The organism is Rhodococcus zopfii NBRC 100606 = JCM 9919 (assembly GCF_001895025.1).
Taxonomy (GTDB): Bacteria; Actinomycetota; Actinomycetes; order Mycobacteriales; family Mycobacteriaceae; genus Rhodococcus; species Rhodococcus zopfii.
The window spans coordinates 49868-68313 of sequence record NZ_BCXI01000028.1 but is presented as its reverse complement, the minus strand read 5'-3'; the positions used below and the strand labels follow the sequence as shown (position 1 = coordinate 68313).

Annotated in this window: 15 protein-coding genes; all 15 read right to left on the bottom strand. The window is 70.9% G+C overall.

The window, feature by feature from the left end:
- Positions 1 to 106: 106 nt before the first annotated feature.
- A complete protein-coding gene (locus tag RZ1_RS17765) occupies positions 107 to 778 on the bottom strand; it encodes a cell division protein SepF (RefSeq protein WP_072813816.1) in 672 nt (223 codons plus the stop codon).
- Positions 779 to 810: 32 nt separating this feature from the next.
- Positions 811 to 1551, bottom strand: a complete 741-nt coding sequence (locus tag RZ1_RS17760) for a YggS family pyridoxal phosphate-dependent enzyme (RefSeq protein WP_072813815.1) — start codon at positions 1549 to 1551, stop codon at positions 811 to 813.
- A complete protein-coding gene (pgeF, locus tag RZ1_RS17755; protein WP_072813814.1) occupies positions 1548 to 2303 on the bottom strand; it encodes a peptidoglycan editing factor PgeF in 756 nt (251 codons plus the stop codon). The genes RZ1_RS17760 and pgeF overlap by 4 nt, the downstream gene beginning before the upstream one ends.
- Positions 2300 to 3484 (bottom strand): cell division protein FtsZ, encoded by a 1185-nt coding sequence (gene ftsZ, locus RZ1_RS17750; protein WP_072813813.1) that lies wholly within the window; start codon positions 3482 to 3484, stop codon positions 2300 to 2302. The genes pgeF and ftsZ overlap by 4 nt, the downstream gene beginning before the upstream one ends.
- Positions 3485 to 3679: 195 nt before the next feature.
- A complete protein-coding gene (locus RZ1_RS17745; RefSeq protein WP_072813869.1) occupies positions 3680 to 4318 on the bottom strand; it encodes a cell division protein FtsQ/DivIB in 639 nt (212 codons plus the stop codon).
- 95 nt (positions 4319 to 4413) lie between these two features.
- Positions 4414 to 5946 (bottom strand): UDP-N-acetylmuramate--L-alanine ligase, encoded by a 1533-nt coding sequence (murC, locus tag RZ1_RS17740; RefSeq protein WP_072813812.1) that lies wholly within the window; start codon positions 5944 to 5946, stop codon positions 4414 to 4416.
- The gene (murG, locus tag RZ1_RS17735; RefSeq protein ID WP_072813811.1) at positions 5943 to 7085 is read right to left on the bottom strand and encodes an undecaprenyldiphospho-muramoylpentapeptide beta-N-acetylglucosaminyltransferase; all 1143 of its coding nucleotides are present in this window, start codon (positions 7083 to 7085) and stop codon (positions 5943 to 5945) included. Before murG ends, murC begins: the two co-directional genes overlap by 4 nt.
- Positions 7082 to 8560, bottom strand: coding sequence for a putative lipid II flippase FtsW (gene ftsW / locus RZ1_RS17730; RefSeq protein WP_072813868.1), 1479 nt, complete (start codon positions 8558 to 8560; stop codon positions 7082 to 7084). The genes murG and ftsW overlap by 4 nt, the downstream gene beginning before the upstream one ends.
- 74 nt (positions 8561 to 8634) lie before the next feature.
- On the bottom strand, positions 8635 to 10263 hold the full coding sequence (murD, locus tag RZ1_RS17725) for a UDP-N-acetylmuramoyl-L-alanine--D-glutamate ligase (protein WP_083583753.1): 1629 nt from the start codon (positions 10261 to 10263) through the stop codon (positions 8635 to 8637).
- A gap of 4 nt (positions 10264 to 10267) precedes the next feature.
- Positions 10268 to 11347: a phospho-N-acetylmuramoyl-pentapeptide-transferase gene (mraY, locus tag RZ1_RS17720; protein WP_072813810.1), complete on the bottom strand. Its 1080-nt coding sequence runs from the start codon at positions 11345 to 11347 to the stop codon at positions 10268 to 10270.
- Positions 11344 to 12885 carry a UDP-N-acetylmuramoyl-tripeptide--D-alanyl-D-alanine ligase gene (locus RZ1_RS17715; RefSeq protein ID WP_072813809.1) on the bottom strand — a complete coding sequence of 514 codons (1542 nt, stop codon included), beginning with the start codon at positions 12883 to 12885 and terminating at the stop codon, positions 11344 to 11346. The genes mraY and RZ1_RS17715 overlap by 4 nt, the downstream gene beginning before the upstream one ends.
- The gene (locus tag RZ1_RS17710; RefSeq protein WP_083583752.1) at positions 12882 to 14564 is read right to left on the bottom strand and encodes a UDP-N-acetylmuramoyl-L-alanyl-D-glutamate--2,6-diaminopimelate ligase; all 1683 of its coding nucleotides are present in this window, start codon (positions 14562 to 14564) and stop codon (positions 12882 to 12884) included. The genes RZ1_RS17715 and RZ1_RS17710 overlap by 4 nt, the downstream gene beginning before the upstream one ends.
- A gap of 124 nt (positions 14565 to 14688) precedes the next feature.
- A complete protein-coding gene (locus tag RZ1_RS17705; protein WP_072813808.1) occupies positions 14689 to 16596 on the bottom strand; it encodes a peptidoglycan D,D-transpeptidase FtsI family protein in 1908 nt (635 codons plus the stop codon).
- Complete coding sequence (ftsL, locus tag RZ1_RS17700; RefSeq protein ID WP_072813807.1) at positions 16593 to 17336, bottom strand: cell division protein FtsL; 744 nt, start codon at positions 17334 to 17336, stop codon at positions 16593 to 16595. The genes RZ1_RS17705 and ftsL overlap by 4 nt, the downstream gene beginning before the upstream one ends.
- A gap of 3 nt (positions 17337 to 17339) precedes the next feature.
- The gene (rsmH, locus tag RZ1_RS17695) at positions 17340 to 18365 is read right to left on the bottom strand and encodes a 16S rRNA (cytosine(1402)-N(4))-methyltransferase RsmH (RefSeq protein WP_072813867.1); all 1026 of its coding nucleotides are present in this window, start codon (positions 18363 to 18365) and stop codon (positions 17340 to 17342) included.
- Between the last annotated feature and the right edge of the window lie 81 nt (positions 18366 to 18446).

Here is an 18446-nt window from a genome sequence, read left to right as displayed (position 1 = left end):
CACTCTGCCCGACGAAGACGGATCGATCAAAACCGAAACGCCCGGCGCACGGTGATCTGCACCATGCGCCGGGCGTTCCGGAGGCTCGGGTCGGCCCTGCCGGCGGTCACTGCTGGCTGTAGAAGCCCGTCTCGGCGATACGGCGACGTTCCTCGGCGGAGACGTCGATGTCGGCCGGCGACAGCAGGAACACCTTTGTGGCGACCTTGTCGAACGAACCGCGCAGCGCGAAGGCCAGGCCGGCCGCGAAGTCGACGAGCCGCTTCGCGTCCGCGTTGCTCATCTCGACCAGGTCCATGATGACCGGGGTGCCGTCACGGAACCGTTCCCCGATCGTGCGGGCCTCACCGTAGTCGCGCGGGCGCAGGGTGGTGATCTTCGACAACGGACCTCCCTCGTCGAACAGGGCACCGCGGCGAGCTTCGGCGCGTTCGAGTCGCGACTCCCCCGCCAGCGAGGATCGGCCGGGGGCGCGGGTCGGTGCAGAAGCGGCGCGCGGCGCGCGCGCCGAGATCGGCTCGACCCGCGCCGGGCGGGCCGGAGCGTCGTACCGATCGAAATCGTCCTGAGGGAACTCGTGGACGGGCTCATCCCGACGCGACGGCGGGTAGTCGTCGCGGTGGGAGGGACCGTATCCACCGGAATACGACGGATCGCTGTACTCGCGTTCGCGGTCACGTTCACGGCGTGCGCTCGCCGGATCATCGAGGTAGTCGTCCTCGTAGTCTTCGAGCGGCACCATCCCGAAGTAGGCCTTGAACTTGTGGAGTGTGCTCATCGATCGCCCTTCCCTCGCGCGGCGGTTGAAGATCAGGCTAACGGTCGTCGACCCAACACAGCGGTTCCGACACGCACGCATGTCGAACCCCACCGAACCGCCTGCTCTAGATCACCGGACATCCCGGCCGACAACTCGGTCGCCCCGGGGTGGCTGCGCAGTACGTCCGCGTGCATGCCCGCAAGCTGCTCGAACGCGGCGTCGGGGTCCCAGCCGAGTGGGGGAACCCCCATCAGCCCCGCCAGTTCCAGTTCGTCCGCGCCGGCCACCGCGGCCGCCAACGCATCGAGATCGGCCGCGACCACACCCCCGCGCTGCGGATCGGCGTCCAGGCTGACCTGCAGCAACACCCGGATCGGGGTGGTGCGGTCGCCGGACTCGCGCGCGGCGCGCACCCCGGCCGCGACCGCGTCGGCGAGCCGGATGCTGTCGACGGAGTGGATCGTGTGCGCCCATCGGGCCACCGCGCGCGCCTTGTTGCGTTGCAGCCGCCCGATCATGTGCCAGGCGACATCGGGATCGATGACCGACTCGCGGAATCGGGCGATTTTCGCACCGGCCTCCTGCTCGCGGGATTCCCCGAAGGAACGGCACCCCAGTTCGTACAGCAGCACCGCATCCGATGCCGGGAAGTACTTCGTCACCGGCAGCAGCGCCACGTCGCCGGGCGCGCGGCCGGCGGCCCGGGCCGCCTCGTCCAGACGACGACGCACCGCCGCCAGCGCCTCGGCGAGCTCGGCGCGCCGAGCGTCCACGGCGCCGTGCTCGCTCATTCGGTGCTCTCCGCAGCCGCCGGGGGCTGTTCCTCGAGCCAGATCACCGATGCGAGCCGGCCCGTGGGGTCCGAACGCCGGTGACTGAACAGCATGGTGTCCTCGATAGTGCACCGCGGATCCTCCGCCACCGCGGAGACGCCGAGGTCCAGCAGCTGCCGGCGCAGACCGGCCCGCAGATCCAGGCCGGGGGTGCCCTTCACGGTGCGGGTGGCGCTGCCGGGCAGGTGCGCTTCGACGTCGTCACGCATCGCCGCGGGAACCTCGTAGCGGCGGCCGCTCGCGGCCGGTCCGAGGAACGCACCGATCCGCTCGGGCCGCGCACCGAGCTCGACCATGGCCTCCACGACCGCCGGCACGATGCCGATGCGGGCACCGATCCGGCCGGCGTGGGCGGCGGCGGCGACCCCGGCTTCCTCGTCGGCCAGCAGGACCGACACACAGTCGGCGCTGAGGGTCACCAGAGCGAGACCGACCTCGCGGGTGACCAGGGCATCGGTCGCGGGCACCGGACCGTCCACCGGACCGTCCACGACCGTGACGTTGCGGCTGTGGATCTGTTCCATCCACACGAACCGCTCGGGGGGCAGTCCGATCACCGACGCGAGGCGGCGTCGGTTCGCGGCGACGGCGGCCGGGTCGTCGCCGACGTGGTCGCCCAGATTGAACGAGTCGTACGGGGGTGCGGACACACCCCCGGCACGCGTGGTGACGACTCTGCGGGCGCGGAGTGTGTTCTGCGACACCGTCACCGTCGCATGAAGATCGGCACGTCGACGTCGTCGTCGCCGTCCTCGTCGTCGACGGGCACCGGACGCGGCTGCACGCTGCCGGGCGCGCCGACGGCACCGGCGCCGGTGGGTGCGGCGTCCCGGGCGGTTTCCTCGGCCCGATCGCTGCGGCCGAGTTCCCCGGCGCGGGCCGGGCTGATCGTGCCGGTACGCGCGGCCGGCTGGGCGGGTGCCTCGACCGGGCGCCGGGCCGGGGTTCCCCCGTCGAATCCGGCAGCGATGACCGTGACGCGAACCTCGTCGCCGAGGGAGTCGTCGATCACCGTGCCGAAGATGATGTTGGCGTCGATGTGCGCGGCTTCCTGCACGAGCGACGCCGCCTCGTTGATCTCGAAGAGACCGAGGTCGGAGCCACCGGCGATGGACAGCAGCACGCCGCGGGCGCCTTCCATCGACGCCTCGAGCAGCGGCGAGTTGATGGCAGCCTCGGCCGCCTTGATGGCCCGGCCCTCCCCGCGCGCCGAACCGATGCCCATGAGGGCGCTGCCGGCACCCGACATGACGCCCTTCACGTCGGCGAAGTCGACGTTGATCAGACCGGGTGTGGTGATGAGATCGGTGATGCCCTGGACACCGTTGAGCAGCACCTCGTCGGCGGAGCGAAACGCATCCATGAGGCTGACGGCGGCGTCGCCGAGCTGGAGCAGCCGGTCGTTGGGGATCACGATGAGCGTGTCGCACGATTCGCGCAGCGTCTGGATGCCGGTGTCGGCCTGGCCGCCGCGGCGCTTGCCCTCGAACGAGAACGGCCGGGTGACGACACCGACCGTCAACGCACCGAGCTTGCGCGCGATGCTGGCGACGACCGGCGCCCCACCGGTACCGGTTCCGCCGCCCTCGCCGGCGGTGACGAACACCATGTCGGCACCCTTGAGCACCTCCTCGATCTCGTCCTTGTGATCCTCGGCGGCCTTCCGGCCGACCTCGGGATCGGCGCCTGCCCCGAGTCCGCGGGTCAGTTCGCGGCCGACGTCGAGCTTGACGTCGGCGTCGGACATGAGAAGTGCCTGCGCGTCGGTGTTGACCGCGATGAACTCGACTCCCTTGAGTCCCTGCTCGATCATGCGGTTGACCGCGTTCACGCCGCCACCGCCGATACCGACGACCTTGATTACGGCGAGGTAGTTGTGCGGGGGCGTCATGGGCTCTCGCCTTCCTGGTTTCGGGTCACGCTTCGATCGATCGTTGTCTCGAACATGCTGGGCCACCGGGCAAACCCTCAACCACAGGTTGAAGGTTATGTCAAGTAACCGGACTGAGGCGAAACGCTATGGCACTGCGACCGCCATATGCCAGCAGACGCGCCGACGAGTCGCCACGAATTTCCGCGCATCGTGTCACCGCACCGTCGGCAGGTCCGGGCCGGCCACGTCGTAGGTCTGGCCCGGCTGGGTGAGCAGGTGGATCACAACAGCCGCCTTCCGGTCCGACCGGTCCGTTCCACCCCACACCACGACCCGGCCGTCGAGCAGCGTCAGCGAGATGTCCGTCGGGGACGCCGCGGCCACCTCTGTCACCTGGAAACGCAGCTCGGGAGGCAAGAACCCGAGCACCTCGAGCGCCGCGGCCGTCGCCGGATCGCCGGTACCGGGGGTGGCGGTGACGAGTCGCGGGGTCTGCATCGGCGGCGGTTCCACCGCGAAGTCGACTCCCTCGGCGTCGACCGAATGCGTGCCGTCGGGTGCGTCGAAGTACACCTCGGCGACCCGTTCGGTCACCGTGACCCGCACGGTCGACGGGTACACGCGCTGTACCCGCACCTCGGCGGCACGCGGCAGTTCCGCCACGCGTTGCGCCGCAGCCGCGGTGTCCACCCGCAGCAGCGGCGTTCCCTCCGCGACGGCGAGCTGCGAGAGCACGTCCTCCCGCGGAATCGTCTCCGCCCCGACGATCTCGACCGTCCGCACCGACAGCAGCGGCGACAGCCAGGCGACCGCGATGATCCCGAGCACACCGATCACCACCCCGGCCCCGATGAACACCGTGCGCAGCCGGACCGACCGGCCGGAAGGCCGGCGCGCGGCCGCGCGTGCGGCGCGCTTCCGGGCCGCGGAGCGGGTCGGTGTCTCGGTCACGATCTGCCCGACCCCGATCCGCCCACCGGCCCCACCCGGAACCGGCCCGGCTTGCTGCGCAACGCGTCGAGGATCTGACGTCCCAGCATCGTCACATCGCCGGCACCCATCGTGATGACGACGTCGCCGGGCCGGCTCAGTTGCGCCACCTGACGCGGCACCAGGGACAGGTCCGGCTGGTAGTGCACGGGCTTCGATACCGACTGTGCGACCAGCGCGCCGCTCACACCCGGAATCGGCTCCTCGCGGGCGCCGTAGACGTCGAGTACGACGACCTCGTCGGCGAGGTCGAGCGCAGAACCGAACTGCGCCGCGAACGTCTCCGTCCGCGAATACAGGTGTGGCTGGAACACGACGATCACGCGGGGACGTTCCGTGCCCGACGCGGCGTACCGCAGCGGCTCGCCCGCCACGAGCTCCGCGGCGGCGGCCAGCACCGCCCGCACCTCCGTCGGGTGGTGAGCGTAGTCGTCGAACACCCGCACACCGTGCTCCCGCCCGCTGTACTGGAAGCGCCGGTGGACACCGCCGAATCCGGCCAGACCCTCGATGGCCTCGTCGACCGGCGCACCGGCCTCGAGCGCGGCGAGCAGGGCCGCCAGCGCGTTGAGAGCCATGTGGCGTCCGGGCACCGACAGTCGTACCGTGCGCGGGGTGTCCTCACCGGCGAGGTGGAACTCGGCGACCCCTCCGACGTCCTTGGCCTCCCAGGCCACCAACCGCACCGCGACGGGGACACCGTCGACGCGCTCGCCGGTGCCGATCGTGTCGGCGGAGCCGTAACCGGCGACGCGCAGACCCGGGATGTCACGTTCGACCACGCGGCGGGCCAGTGCCGCCGAACCCGGATCGTCCAGGCACACCACGAGAAGCCCCCCGGGCGCGATACGGGCGACGAAGTCGTCGAACACCTGCGTATACGCCTCGGCGGTACCGAAGAAGTCCAGGTGATCGGCCTCGACGTTCGTCACGATCACCACGTTCGGGTCGTACTGCAGCAGCGATCCGTCGCTCTCGTCGGCTTCGGCGACGAAGACGTCGCCGCTGCCGTGGTGCGCGTTCGTGCCGGACTCGTTCAGCTCGCCGCCGACCGCGAACGACGGATCGAAGCCGCAGTGCTGCAGCGTGACCACGAGCATCGACGTCGTCGACGTCTTGCCGTGGGTACCGGAGACCAGAAACGTGCGGTGCCCGCGCATCAGCGAAGCGAGCACGGCCGGGCGCAACAGCACCGGGATGCCCCGTTCGCGCGCCGCGACCAGCTCCGGATTGTCCTTGGGGATGGCGGCGTGGGTGGTCACCACCGCGGTCGGCCCGCCGTCGAGCAGGTCCAGTGCGCTCGCGTCGTGCCCGATGCGGACCGTCGCCCCCCGCGCGCGCAGGGCCAGCACGCCGCGACTCTCCTTGGCATCCGATCCCGACACCTGGCCGCCGCGAGCCAGCAGGATCCGCGCGATGCCGGACATCCCGGCCCCACCGATGCCCACCATGTGCACCCGCTCCAGTTCGGCGGGTAGCTGCTCGCTCATCGATCACTCCTGTTCGTGCCCGTACCGGCCACGTCGAGCACGATCCGGGCGACTTCGTCTGCCGCGCTTCGGTGGCCGGCGCCGGCGGCGCAACGCCCCATCTCGGAGAGCCGCTGTGCGTCGCCGAGCAGCGGGACCACCGAGTCCACCACGAACGCCGGCGTCAGGTCGGCATCCGAAACGATCATTCCACCCCCGGCCGCGACGACCGGACGGGCGTTCAATTCCTGCTCACCGTTGCCGTGCGGGAGCGGCACATACACCGCGGGCAGCCCCACCGCCGACACCTCGGCAACGGTCATTGCCCCGGACCGGCAGATCACCGCGTCCGCGGCGGAATAGGCCAGGTCCATGCGTTCGAGGTAGGGCACCGCCACGTACGGGAAGCGGTCGTGATCGGGGTGCTCGGGCACGTCGAGGGTGTTCTTCGGGCCGTGCGCGTGCAGCACCGAGATCCCGGCTCCGGCCAGCGCGGCGGCGGCGCCGGATACCGCGTCGTTGAGCGAGCGCGCACCCTGCGAGCCCCCGAAGACGAGGAGTACGGGGCCCTCGGCGGGGAGACCGAAATGCCGGCGGGCCTCGGCACGCAGCGCCGTCCGGTCCAGGCCGGTGATCGACGCGCGCACCGGGATCCCGACGATCTCGGCCTCGCCGCGGCGCACGATGCCCGACCCCGCGACCGCCGCCAGCACACGGGACGCCCGCAGCGCACCGATCTTGTTCGCGATGCCCGCGCTGGCGTTCGCCTCGTGCACGACGACAGGGATGCGGCGGCGGCCGCGACCGGCCGCGAGGTACGCGGGCAGGGCGACGTACCCGCCGAAACCGACGATGACGTCGGCGTCGACACGGTCGAGGACTTCACGGGTGCGCCGCACCGACGCGATCACCCGGCCCGGCAGTTTCAGCAGGTCCATCGTGGGCTTCCGCGGCAACGGAACCGGCGGAATCAGTTCGAGAGGGTAGCCGCGCTGCGGGACCAGGGTGGTTTCGAGGCCGCGGTCGGTGCCGAGGGCCGTCACGGTCGCGCCGGGTACGAGCGCCCGGATCGCGTCGGCGACCGCCAGGGCCGGCTCGATGTGCCCGGCGGTGCCACCCCCGGCTACAACCACGGACAGGGTGGACTGCTCCCCACTCACCTACGGTTTCCTCGCTCTCCGGTTCGTCGGTCTGTGCCATCGCCGTTCGTGCGACTGCTGTTCGTGCGCCTGCCATTCGCAGTACGACCGCTGTTCGCGGCGCGGCCGTTCGCGGTGCGGCCCGTCCCCCGCCGGGTTTCCTCCGCGGCGCGGGCACGGCCGGCCCGCTGGTCCGCGGCACGCGGTTTGGTGTCGCGCTCGCGAGGGGCCCGGCCGCGCCCCTCGCCCTCGAGACGCGTCCGGGTCGCGGCGGCTCCGCCGCGTCGGGGAGCGGGCACCTTCGCCGCCGCGACACGCATCGGCAGATAGGCCTCCGGTTTACGGAGGCGCAGCAGCCGGCCGAACCGGCCGTCCTGACCGGCGTGCAGCGCAGCGATGGCTTCCGGTTCGTGTCGTGCGGCGTTCGCGATCAACCCGAACATGAGCAGGGTTGTGGCGGTGGACGTTCCGCCCGCGGACACGAGCGGAAGCTGCAGGCCCGTGACGGGCAGCAGGCCGACCACATAGCCGATATTGATGAACGCCTGCCCGATGATCCATGTCGTGGCGGTCGCGGTGAACAGCCGCAGGAACGGATCGACCGAGCGCATCGCGATGCGTAACCCCACGTATGCGAACAGGCCGAACAGACCGAGAACCGCGACCCCACCGAGGAAGCCGAGTTCCTCGCCGATGATCGCGAAGATGAAGTCGTTGTGTGCGTTGGGCAGGTAGCTCCATTTGGCGCGGCTCTGCCCGAGACCGCGACCCCAGATGCCGCCGTCGGCGAGGGAGAACTTCGCCTGACGCGCCTGGTAGCCGATGCCCTGCGGGTCCTCTCCAGGGTTCAGGAAAGCCCGCACCCGCGCCGAGCGGTATCCGGCGGTGAGAGCGAGGACGACCGCGAACGCGGACGCGGTGCCGACAATCCCGAGGAACACCCGCAGCGGCAAACCTGCGAACCACAGCAGGGCGAGCACGATGATCGCGAGGGAAATGGTGGTGCCGAGGTCGGGCTGGAGCACGATCAGGCCGGTCACGATGAGCGCCGCCGGGATCAGCGGGATCAGCATGTCCTTGAGCGTGCTGTGCTCACCTCGCCGCGTCGCGAGCAGGTGCGCGCCCCACACCGCGAATGCGATCTTCGCCAGTTCGGACGGCTGCACCGAGATGCCACCGATCACGAACCAGCCGCGGGTGCCCTGTGATTCGGTGCCGATTCCGGGGATGAGCACGAGCGCGAGCATCACGACGGTCACGGCCAGCGCCGGGAACGACAGCTTGCGCAGCATCCGCACCGGGACCTGCAACGCGACGTAGAACACGGCGAAACCGAGGATCGCGAAGATCACCTGGGAGGTGAACAACCCGTACGCCGATCCGGCGCTGGCGACCGCCTCGACACTCGACGACGAGAGCACCATGACCAGGCCGAGCACGGTGAGCAGCACCGCGATGGTGACGACCAGGTGGAAGGACGCGAGCGGCCGGGCCATCCACAGGCCGACGCGCCCACGGGCGGTCGCGGCGCTCTGGGTGGATGCCGGCGAACCGCCGGGCGCGGTGGTGGTCACCGCCCCGACCCGCCCCCGTGCCGGTCGTCGACACCGTCCCGATCGTCGACACCGTCCCGATCGTCGACACCGTCCCGATCGTCGACACCGTGCGGCTCGTCGCCCCCGTGCAGCTCGTCGACCGCCGCGGCGAAGCTGCGGCCGCGCTGCGCATAGTCCGCGAACATGTCCAGCGAGGCTGCGGCCGGGGCCAGCAGCACCGCGTCGCCCGGTGACGCCAGCGCCGCGGCTTCGCGGACCGCGACCCGCATCGCGGCGGGGCCGTCGGCACCCGGCAGCGGAAGCCTGCGCAGGACGTCACCCGCCACGGCGCCGCTCGGCCCGGTGTTGCTCGATTCGGATTCACTCGGTCCGGGGCTGCTCACCGTCTCATCGTCGCGCGTGTCGACGTGGACGACGGGGACCTGCGGGGCGTGTCGCGCGAGGGCTTCGGCGATACGGTCGGCGTCGCGTCCGAGCAGCACGACCGCGCGCAGCCGCGGCGCGACTTCCGCGACGAGGTCGTCGACCTGCGCGCCCTTGAGCAGTCCACCGGCCACCCACACCACGCTGTCGCGGGCGAGCAGCGACGTGCGCGCCGCGTGCGGGTTGGTGGCCTTCGAATCGTCGATGTACTCGACGCCGTCGACGGTGCCGACCGGCGCAGCGCGGTGCGGCCCGACCCGGTGCCGGCGCAGACCGTCGTGGACCGCGGATTCGGGGACGTCGATCGACCGGGCCAGTGCCGCGGCGGCCAGCGCATCGGACAGACCGGCCGGGCCCGCAGGTGAGACGTCGGCGACGGCGGCGAGCACCGCGGAATCCGCGAAGGCACGGTCCACCAGGACGTCCCCGCTGACGCCGAGTTCCCCGCGCTGCGGGTAGCCGAGGGTGAATCCGACGGTGACGACGGCCCGCGACCGGTCGCGCAGCCCCCCGGCGATCGGATCGTCGAGGCCGAGCACCCCGACGGTGCCGGTGAGCACGCGGGCCTTCGCGTCGATGTAACCCTCGATGCCCCCATGCCAGTCGAGATGATCCTCGGCGATGTTGAGGATGACGCCGGCGGCAGGCTGCACGGACGGCGCCCAGTGCAGCTGGAACGACGACAGTTCGACGGCGAGAACCTCGGCGCGCGGCTCGGTGCGCCGCAGCGCGTCGAGGATCGGCAGACCGATGTTGCCGCAGGCCACGGACGGCAGACCCGCGGCCTCGAGGATCGCATGGAGCATCATCGTCGTCGTGGTCTTGCCGTTGGTTCCGGTCACCACGAGCCAGCGGCGCGGCGGACCGTAGATCTCGGCGCGGTCGACGCGCCAGGACAACTCGACGTCGCCCCAGATGGGGACCGCGGCACCCGCGGCGTGTGAGAGCAGCGGTGCGTCGGGCGCGAACCCGGGGCTTGTGACGACCAGCGCGAACCGGCGCAGCGCTTCCGGGTCCGCGTCCGCCTCGGCGACCAGTTCGTCGAGGTCGACGGTGTCGGCGCCGAGTTCACGGCAGCGGTCGAGGGCGTCGGCGTTGCGGTCGGTCACCGTCACCTGCGCCCCGAGATCGGTGAGCGGGGCGACGACGGCGCGTCCGGAGATCCCGGCACCCGCGACGAGCACCCGCGTGCCGCGCAGCCATTCCAGTTCGTGCGTCACCGCGTCAGTCCCCGATCGCCGCTAGATATTCGCTGTAGAACAGGGCCATGCCGACGGCCGAGGCGATGGCCGCGAGCAGCCAGAATCGGATGATCACCGTTGTTTCGGCCCAGCCACCGAGTTCGAAGTGGTGGTGGAACGGCGCCATCCGGAATACCCGCCTGCGGCTGGATCTGAACACCGCAACCTGAATGACCACCGACGCGGCTTCGGCGACGAACAGTGCACCGATGACGACCATGAGCAGTTCGGTGCGGGTGGTGACCGACAGGCCGGCGAGCATGCCGCCGAGCGCGAGCGAACCGGTGTCGCCCATGAAGATCTTGGCGGGTGCGGCGTTCCACCACAGGAAGCCGATGCACGCGGCGGCGCCGGCGGCGCACAGCAACGCCAGGTCCAGCGGGTCGCGCACGTCGTAGCAGCCCTTGCCGGGTTCGGCGACGCACGAGTTGCGGTACTGCCAGAACGTGATGATCACGTAGGCGCCGAGCACCAGACTCATCGAGCCGGCGGCGAGACCGTCGAGGCCGTCGGTGAGGTTCACCGCGTTCGACCAGGCACTGACCAGCAGGTACACGAACAGAATGAAAACGATCGACCCCATCGACACCGTGGCGATGTCGCGGACGTAGGACAGGTGCGCGCTACCGGGGGTCAGGCCGCTGTCGTTGCGGAACTGCAGGGCGAGGATGCCGAACACGACCGCGGCGATGAGCTGGCCGACCAGCTTGGCGGTCTTGTTCAGGCCGAGGTTGCGCTGCTTGCGGATCTTGATGAAGTCGTCGAGGAATCCGACGCCGCCGAGCGCGGTGGTCAGTCCCAGCACCAGCAGACCCGAGGCGGTGGGGCCCTCCGCGTCGTATCCCAGGCCGATCAGGTGTGAACCCCAGTAACCGGCCCACAGACCGGCGAGGATCGCGACGCCACCCATCGTGGGGGTGCCCCGCTTGGCCTGGTGGCTCTGCGGCCCCTCGACTCGGATCTCCTGACCGAAGCCCTGCCGCGAGAACGCCTTGATCAGCACCGGCGTGAGCAGGATCGACACCGCCAGCGCGATGCCGGCTGCGAAAAGGATCTGTCTCACCGTGCAGCCTCCGTTTCCACAGCAGGATCAGCGTCCTCGGTTTCCGCACCGAGGACCGCGTCCGCGACCGACCAGAGGCCGACCGACTGCGACGCCTTCACCAGCACGACGTCGCCGGGTTCGAGCTCGTCTTCGAGAAGCGCGATCACCGCGGCCGCATCCGGAACGTGGCTGGCCTCCTCGCCCCAGGATCCTTCCATCACCGCGCCCTGGAACAGGCCACGCACCGGGCGCGTCGCACCGACGGCGATGATCCGGGTGACGTCGAGGCGCACCGCGAGCCGGCCGATGGCGTCGTGCTCTACGACCGATTCCTCGCCCAGTTCCGCCATCTCGCCGAGGACCGCGAACGTCCGCCGCGGCGTGCCGCCGGCGCGTGCCATGGACACCAGCGCCTTGAGCGCGGCCCGCATCGAGTCGGGATTGGCGTTGTAGGCGTCGTCGATGACGGTGACACCGTCGGGTCGGGTCTGCACCGCCATGCGGTGTGCCGAGACCGGCGCGGCGCCACCGAGTGCAGCCGCGATCTGTTCGAGCGTCGCGCCGCACTCGAGAGCCGCGGCGGCGGCGGTCAGCGCGTTGCCGACGTGGTGTTCACCGTGCACGGCCAGCGTGACGTCGATACTGCGCGTCCCGCCGTCGGCTCCGGGATCGGGGGCGACGAGCGTGAACGAGGCGCGCGCCGAGTCGTCGAGGTGCACGTTCTCCGCGCGGACCGCGGCCGACGGCGTGCTGCCGACGAACACGACGCGGGCGCCGGTGCGCGAGGCCATCTTCACGACCAGCGGATCGTCGGCGTTGAGGATCGCGACGCCGCCGTCGGCGGCCGAGGGCAGGGACTCGACGAGCTCGCCCTTGGTCTTGGCGATGACCTCCTGCGATCCGAATTCACCGAGGTGGGCGGTGCCGACGTTGAGCACGGCGCCGATGCGCGGGGGGGCCACCGCAGCCAGTGCGGCGATGTGGCCGGGGCCGCGTGCCGACATCTCGAGCACCAGGTAGCGGGTGTCGCGGGTGGCGCGCAGGGCGGTCCACGGATGGCCGAGTTCGTTGTTGAACGACCCGGGTGGCGCGACGACCGCGCCGAGTGGTGCCAGCACGGCGGCCAGCAGATCCTTGGTCGACGTCTTGCCGGCGGACCCGGTGACCCCGACGACGGTCAGGCCGGTTGCGGTCAGGTCGTCGACGACGGCCCGCGCGAGCCTGCTCAGGGCCGCGAGCACCGCTGCGCCCGATCCGTCGGTGTCGTGCTCGTAGGCGAGCGAGTTGGTCCGGGTCTGCGGAACCGGGGGCACCACGATGGCCGGGACGCCGACCGGCCGGGCCGCCAGCACCGCGACCGCACCCGCGGCGACGGCTGCCGCGGCATGCTCGTGCCCGTCGGACCGGGCGCCGGGCAGGGCGAGGAACAGCCCACCCGGGCCGATCTGCCGCGAGTCGAACTCGACGGTGCCGGTCACCTCCGTCGACGGGTCGTCCACGTCGTGCAGGGTTCCGCCGACGACCTCCGCGATGCGGGTCAGGGTCATCGGGATCATGCTGTGCCTCCATCTCGGGTGCCGCCCGGGCCGTTCCGGCCGGGGTCGTCGGCTGGGTGTGCCGACCGGGCGGCCCGAGTGCGCTCGAGGACGTCCGCCAGCACCTCCCGGTCGTCGAAGGGGTGCTTGACCCCGTTGATCTCCTGGCCGCGCTCGTGTCCCTTGCCGGCGACGAGCACGACATCGCCGGGCCGGGCCCAGCGGACCGCCGCCTCGATCGCCGCGGCCCGGTCGCCGATCTCGAGAACCTCGCCGCGGTCGGCTGCCGGCACTGAGCGGGTTCCGTCGAGCAGCGCTGCCCGGATGGTCGCGGGGTCCTCGGTGCGCGGGTTGTCGTCGGTGATCACGACGAGTTCGGCGCCGCGGGCTGCCGCGGCCCCCATCAGGGCGCGTTTGCCGCGGTCGCGGTCGCCCCCTGCACCGACGACCACAGCGAGGCGGCCGGTGCTGCGACCCCGCAGGGTGGCGACGACGGCCTCGAGCGCGGCCGGTTTGTGCGCGTAGTCGACGACGGCGAGGAAATCCTGCCCCCGGTCGACGAGTTCGACTCGGCCGGGGACCGACACCGAGGCGATGCCGTCGGCGGCGGCATCCGGGTCGATCCCGGCCACGGCGCACACCGCGGTGGCGAGCGCCGCATTGGCGATGTTGTAGTGGCCGGGCAGCCGCACCCGCACCCGGTGAGCGGTGCCGTCGGGTCCGGTGAGGGTGAACTCCTGGGAACCGTCGGCGGCCGCGGTCGCGTGGGTGGCGGTCCAGTCTGCGGCCGGGGCGGTCGCCGAAGTGGCGACGGTGGCGGCAGGCCCGTTCGCGCCCGCGCGAGCGATCTCGGCCATCCGAACACCCCACACGTCGTCGACGCACACCACCGCACGCGCCGCGCGGTGCGGTGACCCCGCGTCGAACAGCAGGGCCTTCGCGGCGAAGTAGTCGTCGAGGTCCTTGTGGAAGTCGAGATGATCCTGCGAGAGGTTCGTGAATGCGCCGACCTCGAACCGGACCCCGCCGACACGGCCGAGGGCCAGGGCGTGGCTGGACACCTCCATCACGACGGTGTCGATGCCGCGCTCGAGCATCGCGGCGAACAGCGCGTGCAGTTGCGGCGCCTCCGGCGTGGTGAGTGCGCTGGGGACGCGCCGGCCCGCGATGCGGGTCTCCACCGTTCCGACGAGCCCGGTGGACCGGCCGGCGGCGGACAGTCCCGCTTCGACGAGGTACGCGGTGGTGGTCTTGCCGGAGGTGCCGGTGATGCCGATGATCTGCATCCGACGCGACGGGTGGCCGTAGACGGCGGCGGACACCTCACCGAGCACCGACCGCGGATCGTCGTGCACGAGGACGGGGGTGGGGGCGGTGACCGTCGCGGCGATGAGGTCACGACCCGCCGCATCGGTGAGCACCGCGACCGCGCCGCGTTCGAGCGCGGTCGCGGCGAACTGGGCGCCGTGAGTGTGCGCGCCGGGCAGCGCCGCGAACAGGTCGCCGGGTTGGACGGCCTGAGCGCGCAGGTCGATGCCGGTGACCACGTCCGCCGGCACGGCGGTGCCCGCGTAGTCGTCCGGAACCACGATGGTGTGGGCGGCGCCGACGGCGTCGGCCAGCGCCCGGAGCCGAGTCGCCGGTGGATGTTCGGGTCTCAGCCCCTCCGCTGGAGGGGACGGATCCGGACTCGGGGGCACAGGCACCAGGTTCCTCTCGCTCTGCCGCAGCGGCCTGCCGGTCGCTGTTCGTCCGCGGTGACGGGACGCTTCCCGCCGTGACACGTTACCGACACCGGCACCGTCGTTCGAACAGGGTCACCGCTCAGTCGACCTGGAGGATCAGCTTGCTGCCGGGATCGGCCGACAACGGCACGTTCTCACGCTGCAACATCCATGCCGCGATGTTGCGGAACAGCGGCGCCGCGGACTGGCCGCCGCTGCCGTCGGCACTGCGCTTCGGTGCGTCGAGCATGATTCCGATCACGAACCGCGGGTCGTCGGCCGGGGCGATTCCGGCGAAGGTGATCCAGTACTCGGAGTTCGAATAGCACTTGCAGTTCTGGTCGATCTGCTGGGCTGTGCCGGTCTTGCCGCTGATCTGGTATCCCTCGATCGCGGCGGGTGTGCCGGTGCCGCGCTGGTTTCCGGTGTCGTCCTGCACAACGGAGCGGAACATGTCCCGGACGGTCGCGGCGGTCTGTGCCCCGACGACCCGGACCGGATCCGGACGTGGCGTTTCGGTGCGGGTGCCGTCGGGAGCGATCGTCGCGCGGACGATGCGCGGGGCGATGCGTTCGCCGTCGTTGGCGATGGTCTGGTAGATCCCGGCCATCTGCAGCAGCGTCATCGACAGGCCCTGGCCGATCGGCAGGTTCGCGAAGGTACCGCCGGACCACTGCGCACGGCTGGGCACCAGGCCGTCGGACTCTCCCGGTAACCCGACGTCGGTGCGGTGACCGAGCCCGAACAGGTCGAGCATCTGCGCGTAACGGTCCTCGCCGACCCGCTGGGCCAGCATCAGCGTGCCCACGTTCGAGGACTTTCCGAAGACACCGGTGGCCGTGTAGGGCACCACCCCGTGGTCCCAGGCATCCTTGACGTTGACGCCGGCCATCGTGATCGAGCCCGGCACCTGCAGAACCTCGTCGGGGGTGGTGAGGCCGCCCTCGATGGCGGCCGCCGCGGTGATGATCTTGTTCACCGATCCAGGCTCGAACGGTGAGCTCACCGCGAGATTGCCGAGCTGCGCGTCGCCCTGCTTGTCGATGCCGACGGCGGGATTGAACGTGCCGTCGTTGGCCATCGCGAGCACTTCGCCGGTCTGCGCGTCCAGGACCACCGCGGACGCGTTCTTCGCTTCCGACAGTTCCTTGGCCCGCTGCACCTGCTGCTGGACGAAGTACTGGATGTCGGAGTCGATGGTCAGTTCGACGGCCGAGCCGTCGACGGCGGGCTGGCGGTCGCGCCAGCTGCCGGGAATCACGGCACCGTCGGATCCGCGGTCGTAGGTCGACGAACCGTCGGTGCCTGCCAGGACCGAATCCATCGACGATTCGAGGCCGAGGAGTCCATGGCCGTCCCAGCCGGTCGCCCCGACGATGTTCGCGCCGAGCGACCCACCCGGATACAGCCGAATGTCCTGACGTTCGAGACCGACCTTGTCGTATTCGTCGACGATCGCCGCGGCCACCCCGGGATCGACGCCCCGGGCGAGATAGACGAAGGTCTCGTTGCTCTCGAGCTTCGCCAGGACGTCCTTCTCCGGTGCCGCGTCGCCCAGCGCCTCGTGCATCGCCTTCGCGATGCCCTTCAGATACTCACCGGTCTCCGGTTTCGACGGGTTCTTCGCATGGGCTTCGTCCAGTTCGGCGCGCACCCGTTGCGGCTGGAAGGTGAGGGCTTTGGCTTCCATCGTGTATGCCAGCGGAGCGCCGTTGCGATCGGCGATGGTCCCGCGGGTGGCCGGTTCGACCAGCCGGGTGGTGCGCTGATTCGCGGATTCCGCGGTGAGACTCGGGGCCTGCACGACTTGAACCCACAGCAGCATCACGGCGGCGAGACCGAGCGCACCGAACATGGCGGCGCGCCCAACCCTGTTCCGAAATCCGAATTCGGTGGTGTAGGTCGCGGCCGAAGCTCGACGAGAGCCCGCACGCCCGGCCGGAACCGGGCGGCGGGGTGCGGGTTTGCGGCTGCGCGTCGGCCTGCGAGGTTGGGCGCCTCGGCTCACCGGCGCCCGTCCTCGGACTGCGTCGTCGGGCTCACGGGCATCAATTGTTCCGTCTGAGGGGGCGCGACGGCCGCATTGGCGGCCTCCGGCGTGGCGGCTGGATCCGATGCGGGCGCAGGAGCGGATGCGACTACCGGTACCGGCGCGGGCACGGGTGCCGGGGTCTCCGCCCGGCCGCCACCCACGGGTACCGGGCGCGGGTTCTCGGTCCCCGCGCTGCCGGCCAGCGGAGCAGGCCCGGTGCGATCGGCCGCGTTCGGCGGGTTCAACGGCGCGGCGGGCGCACCCTGCGCCGCCGTCGGCGTGCCCACGACCTGGACCGCGCCGTCCTCACCGACAACCAGGCGCGCAACTTCCCCGGTCGGGATCATGCCGAGTTCGGCAGCCTTCACCGCGAGGACCGGCGCCGAGTTCCCGGCTTCGACATCGCGCTGGAGGACCGCGCGTTCCTGCCTGAGGGTCTCGTTGTGCGCTCGAGCGGCGCTGAGCTGGTAAGAGTCCTCCGCTGCCCGGGTCGTCAGCAACAGCGTGACCGCCATGCCGACGCCGAGCAGCGCGAGGATGGTCGCGACGAACGGGATCCGGGTCGCGACCGTCGGCTGCTGGGCCGCGGTCGCCGAACCCCGGGGCTCGCCTTTCACACCCAGGTGTGCTGCGCGCTGGTTCCGCCGCTGGTACGCGCGCTGCGCCGCCGTGGATCGCGCCGACCGGCGGAGCGGGGATGCCACCTGAACGGTCATCGGTTACCTCCTGGCGATTCGTTCTGCGGCACGCAGGCGTACGGGCGCCGAGCGTGGGTTGCTCTCCATTTCGCGTTCCGAGGCTCGCTCCGCGCCCCGCGTAAGGATCTTCAGTTCGGGCCCCATCCCGGGGAGTTCCACCGGCAGCCCTTCGGGACTACGGGACTTCGAGCGCGGAGTGAGCTCCTGTTTGACGACCCGGTCTTCGAGGGACTGGTACGACATGAACACCACGCGCCCGCCGACGGCGAGTGCGTCGAGAGCGTCCGGCACGGCGGCACGGAGCGAGTCGAGTTCGGCGTTGACCTCCACGCGCAGCGCCTGGAACGTGCGCTTGGCGGGATGTCCGCCGGTGCGGCGCGACGCGGCGGGGATCGTGCGATAGAGCAGTTCGACGAGCTGGCCGCTCGTCTCGAACGGCGTCTTTTCGCGAGTCCGCACGATCTCGGAAGCGATCTTCCCCGCGAACCGCTCTTCCCCGTACGTGCTGAGGATCCGGGCGAGATCGCCGTGCCCGTACGTGTTGAGCACGTCGGCGGCGGTGATCCCGACGGTCGGGTCCATACGCATATCGAGCGGTGCGTCCTTCGAATACGCGAATCCGCGGTCGGCCTCGTCGAGTTGCATCGAGGAGACCCCGAGGTCGAAGAGGATCGCGTGCACCGAGCCGATCCGGTCGAGTCCGCATTCTTCGAGCGCGTCGGCGATGCCGTCGTAGCGGGTGTGGACGAAGTCGGTCCGGTCCGCGAACGGCGCGAGTCGCGTCCTTGCGATCGCGAGGGCATCCGGGTCGCGGTCGAGTCCGATCAAGCGCAGCCCCGGGTAGGTCCGCAGGAAGTGTTCGGAATGTCCGCCGAGACCGAGTGTCGCGTCCACGAAGACGGCGCCCGCACCGCCGGGGCCTGCCGCTTCGATTGCGGGCCCGAGGAGTTCGTCGGCACGTTCGAGCAGCACCGGAACGTGTGCAAAACCTTCTGCGGGGACGTCACCGGCGGAACCGGGTTCCGCGTCGCCCTCGCCGTCCACCATGATTCCTCCGGTTCTGCTCGGTCGGTTCGCGAACGAATCGAGTCGTGGGGGTTCGATCGGTGAACGGTCGTCGGGGTGCTG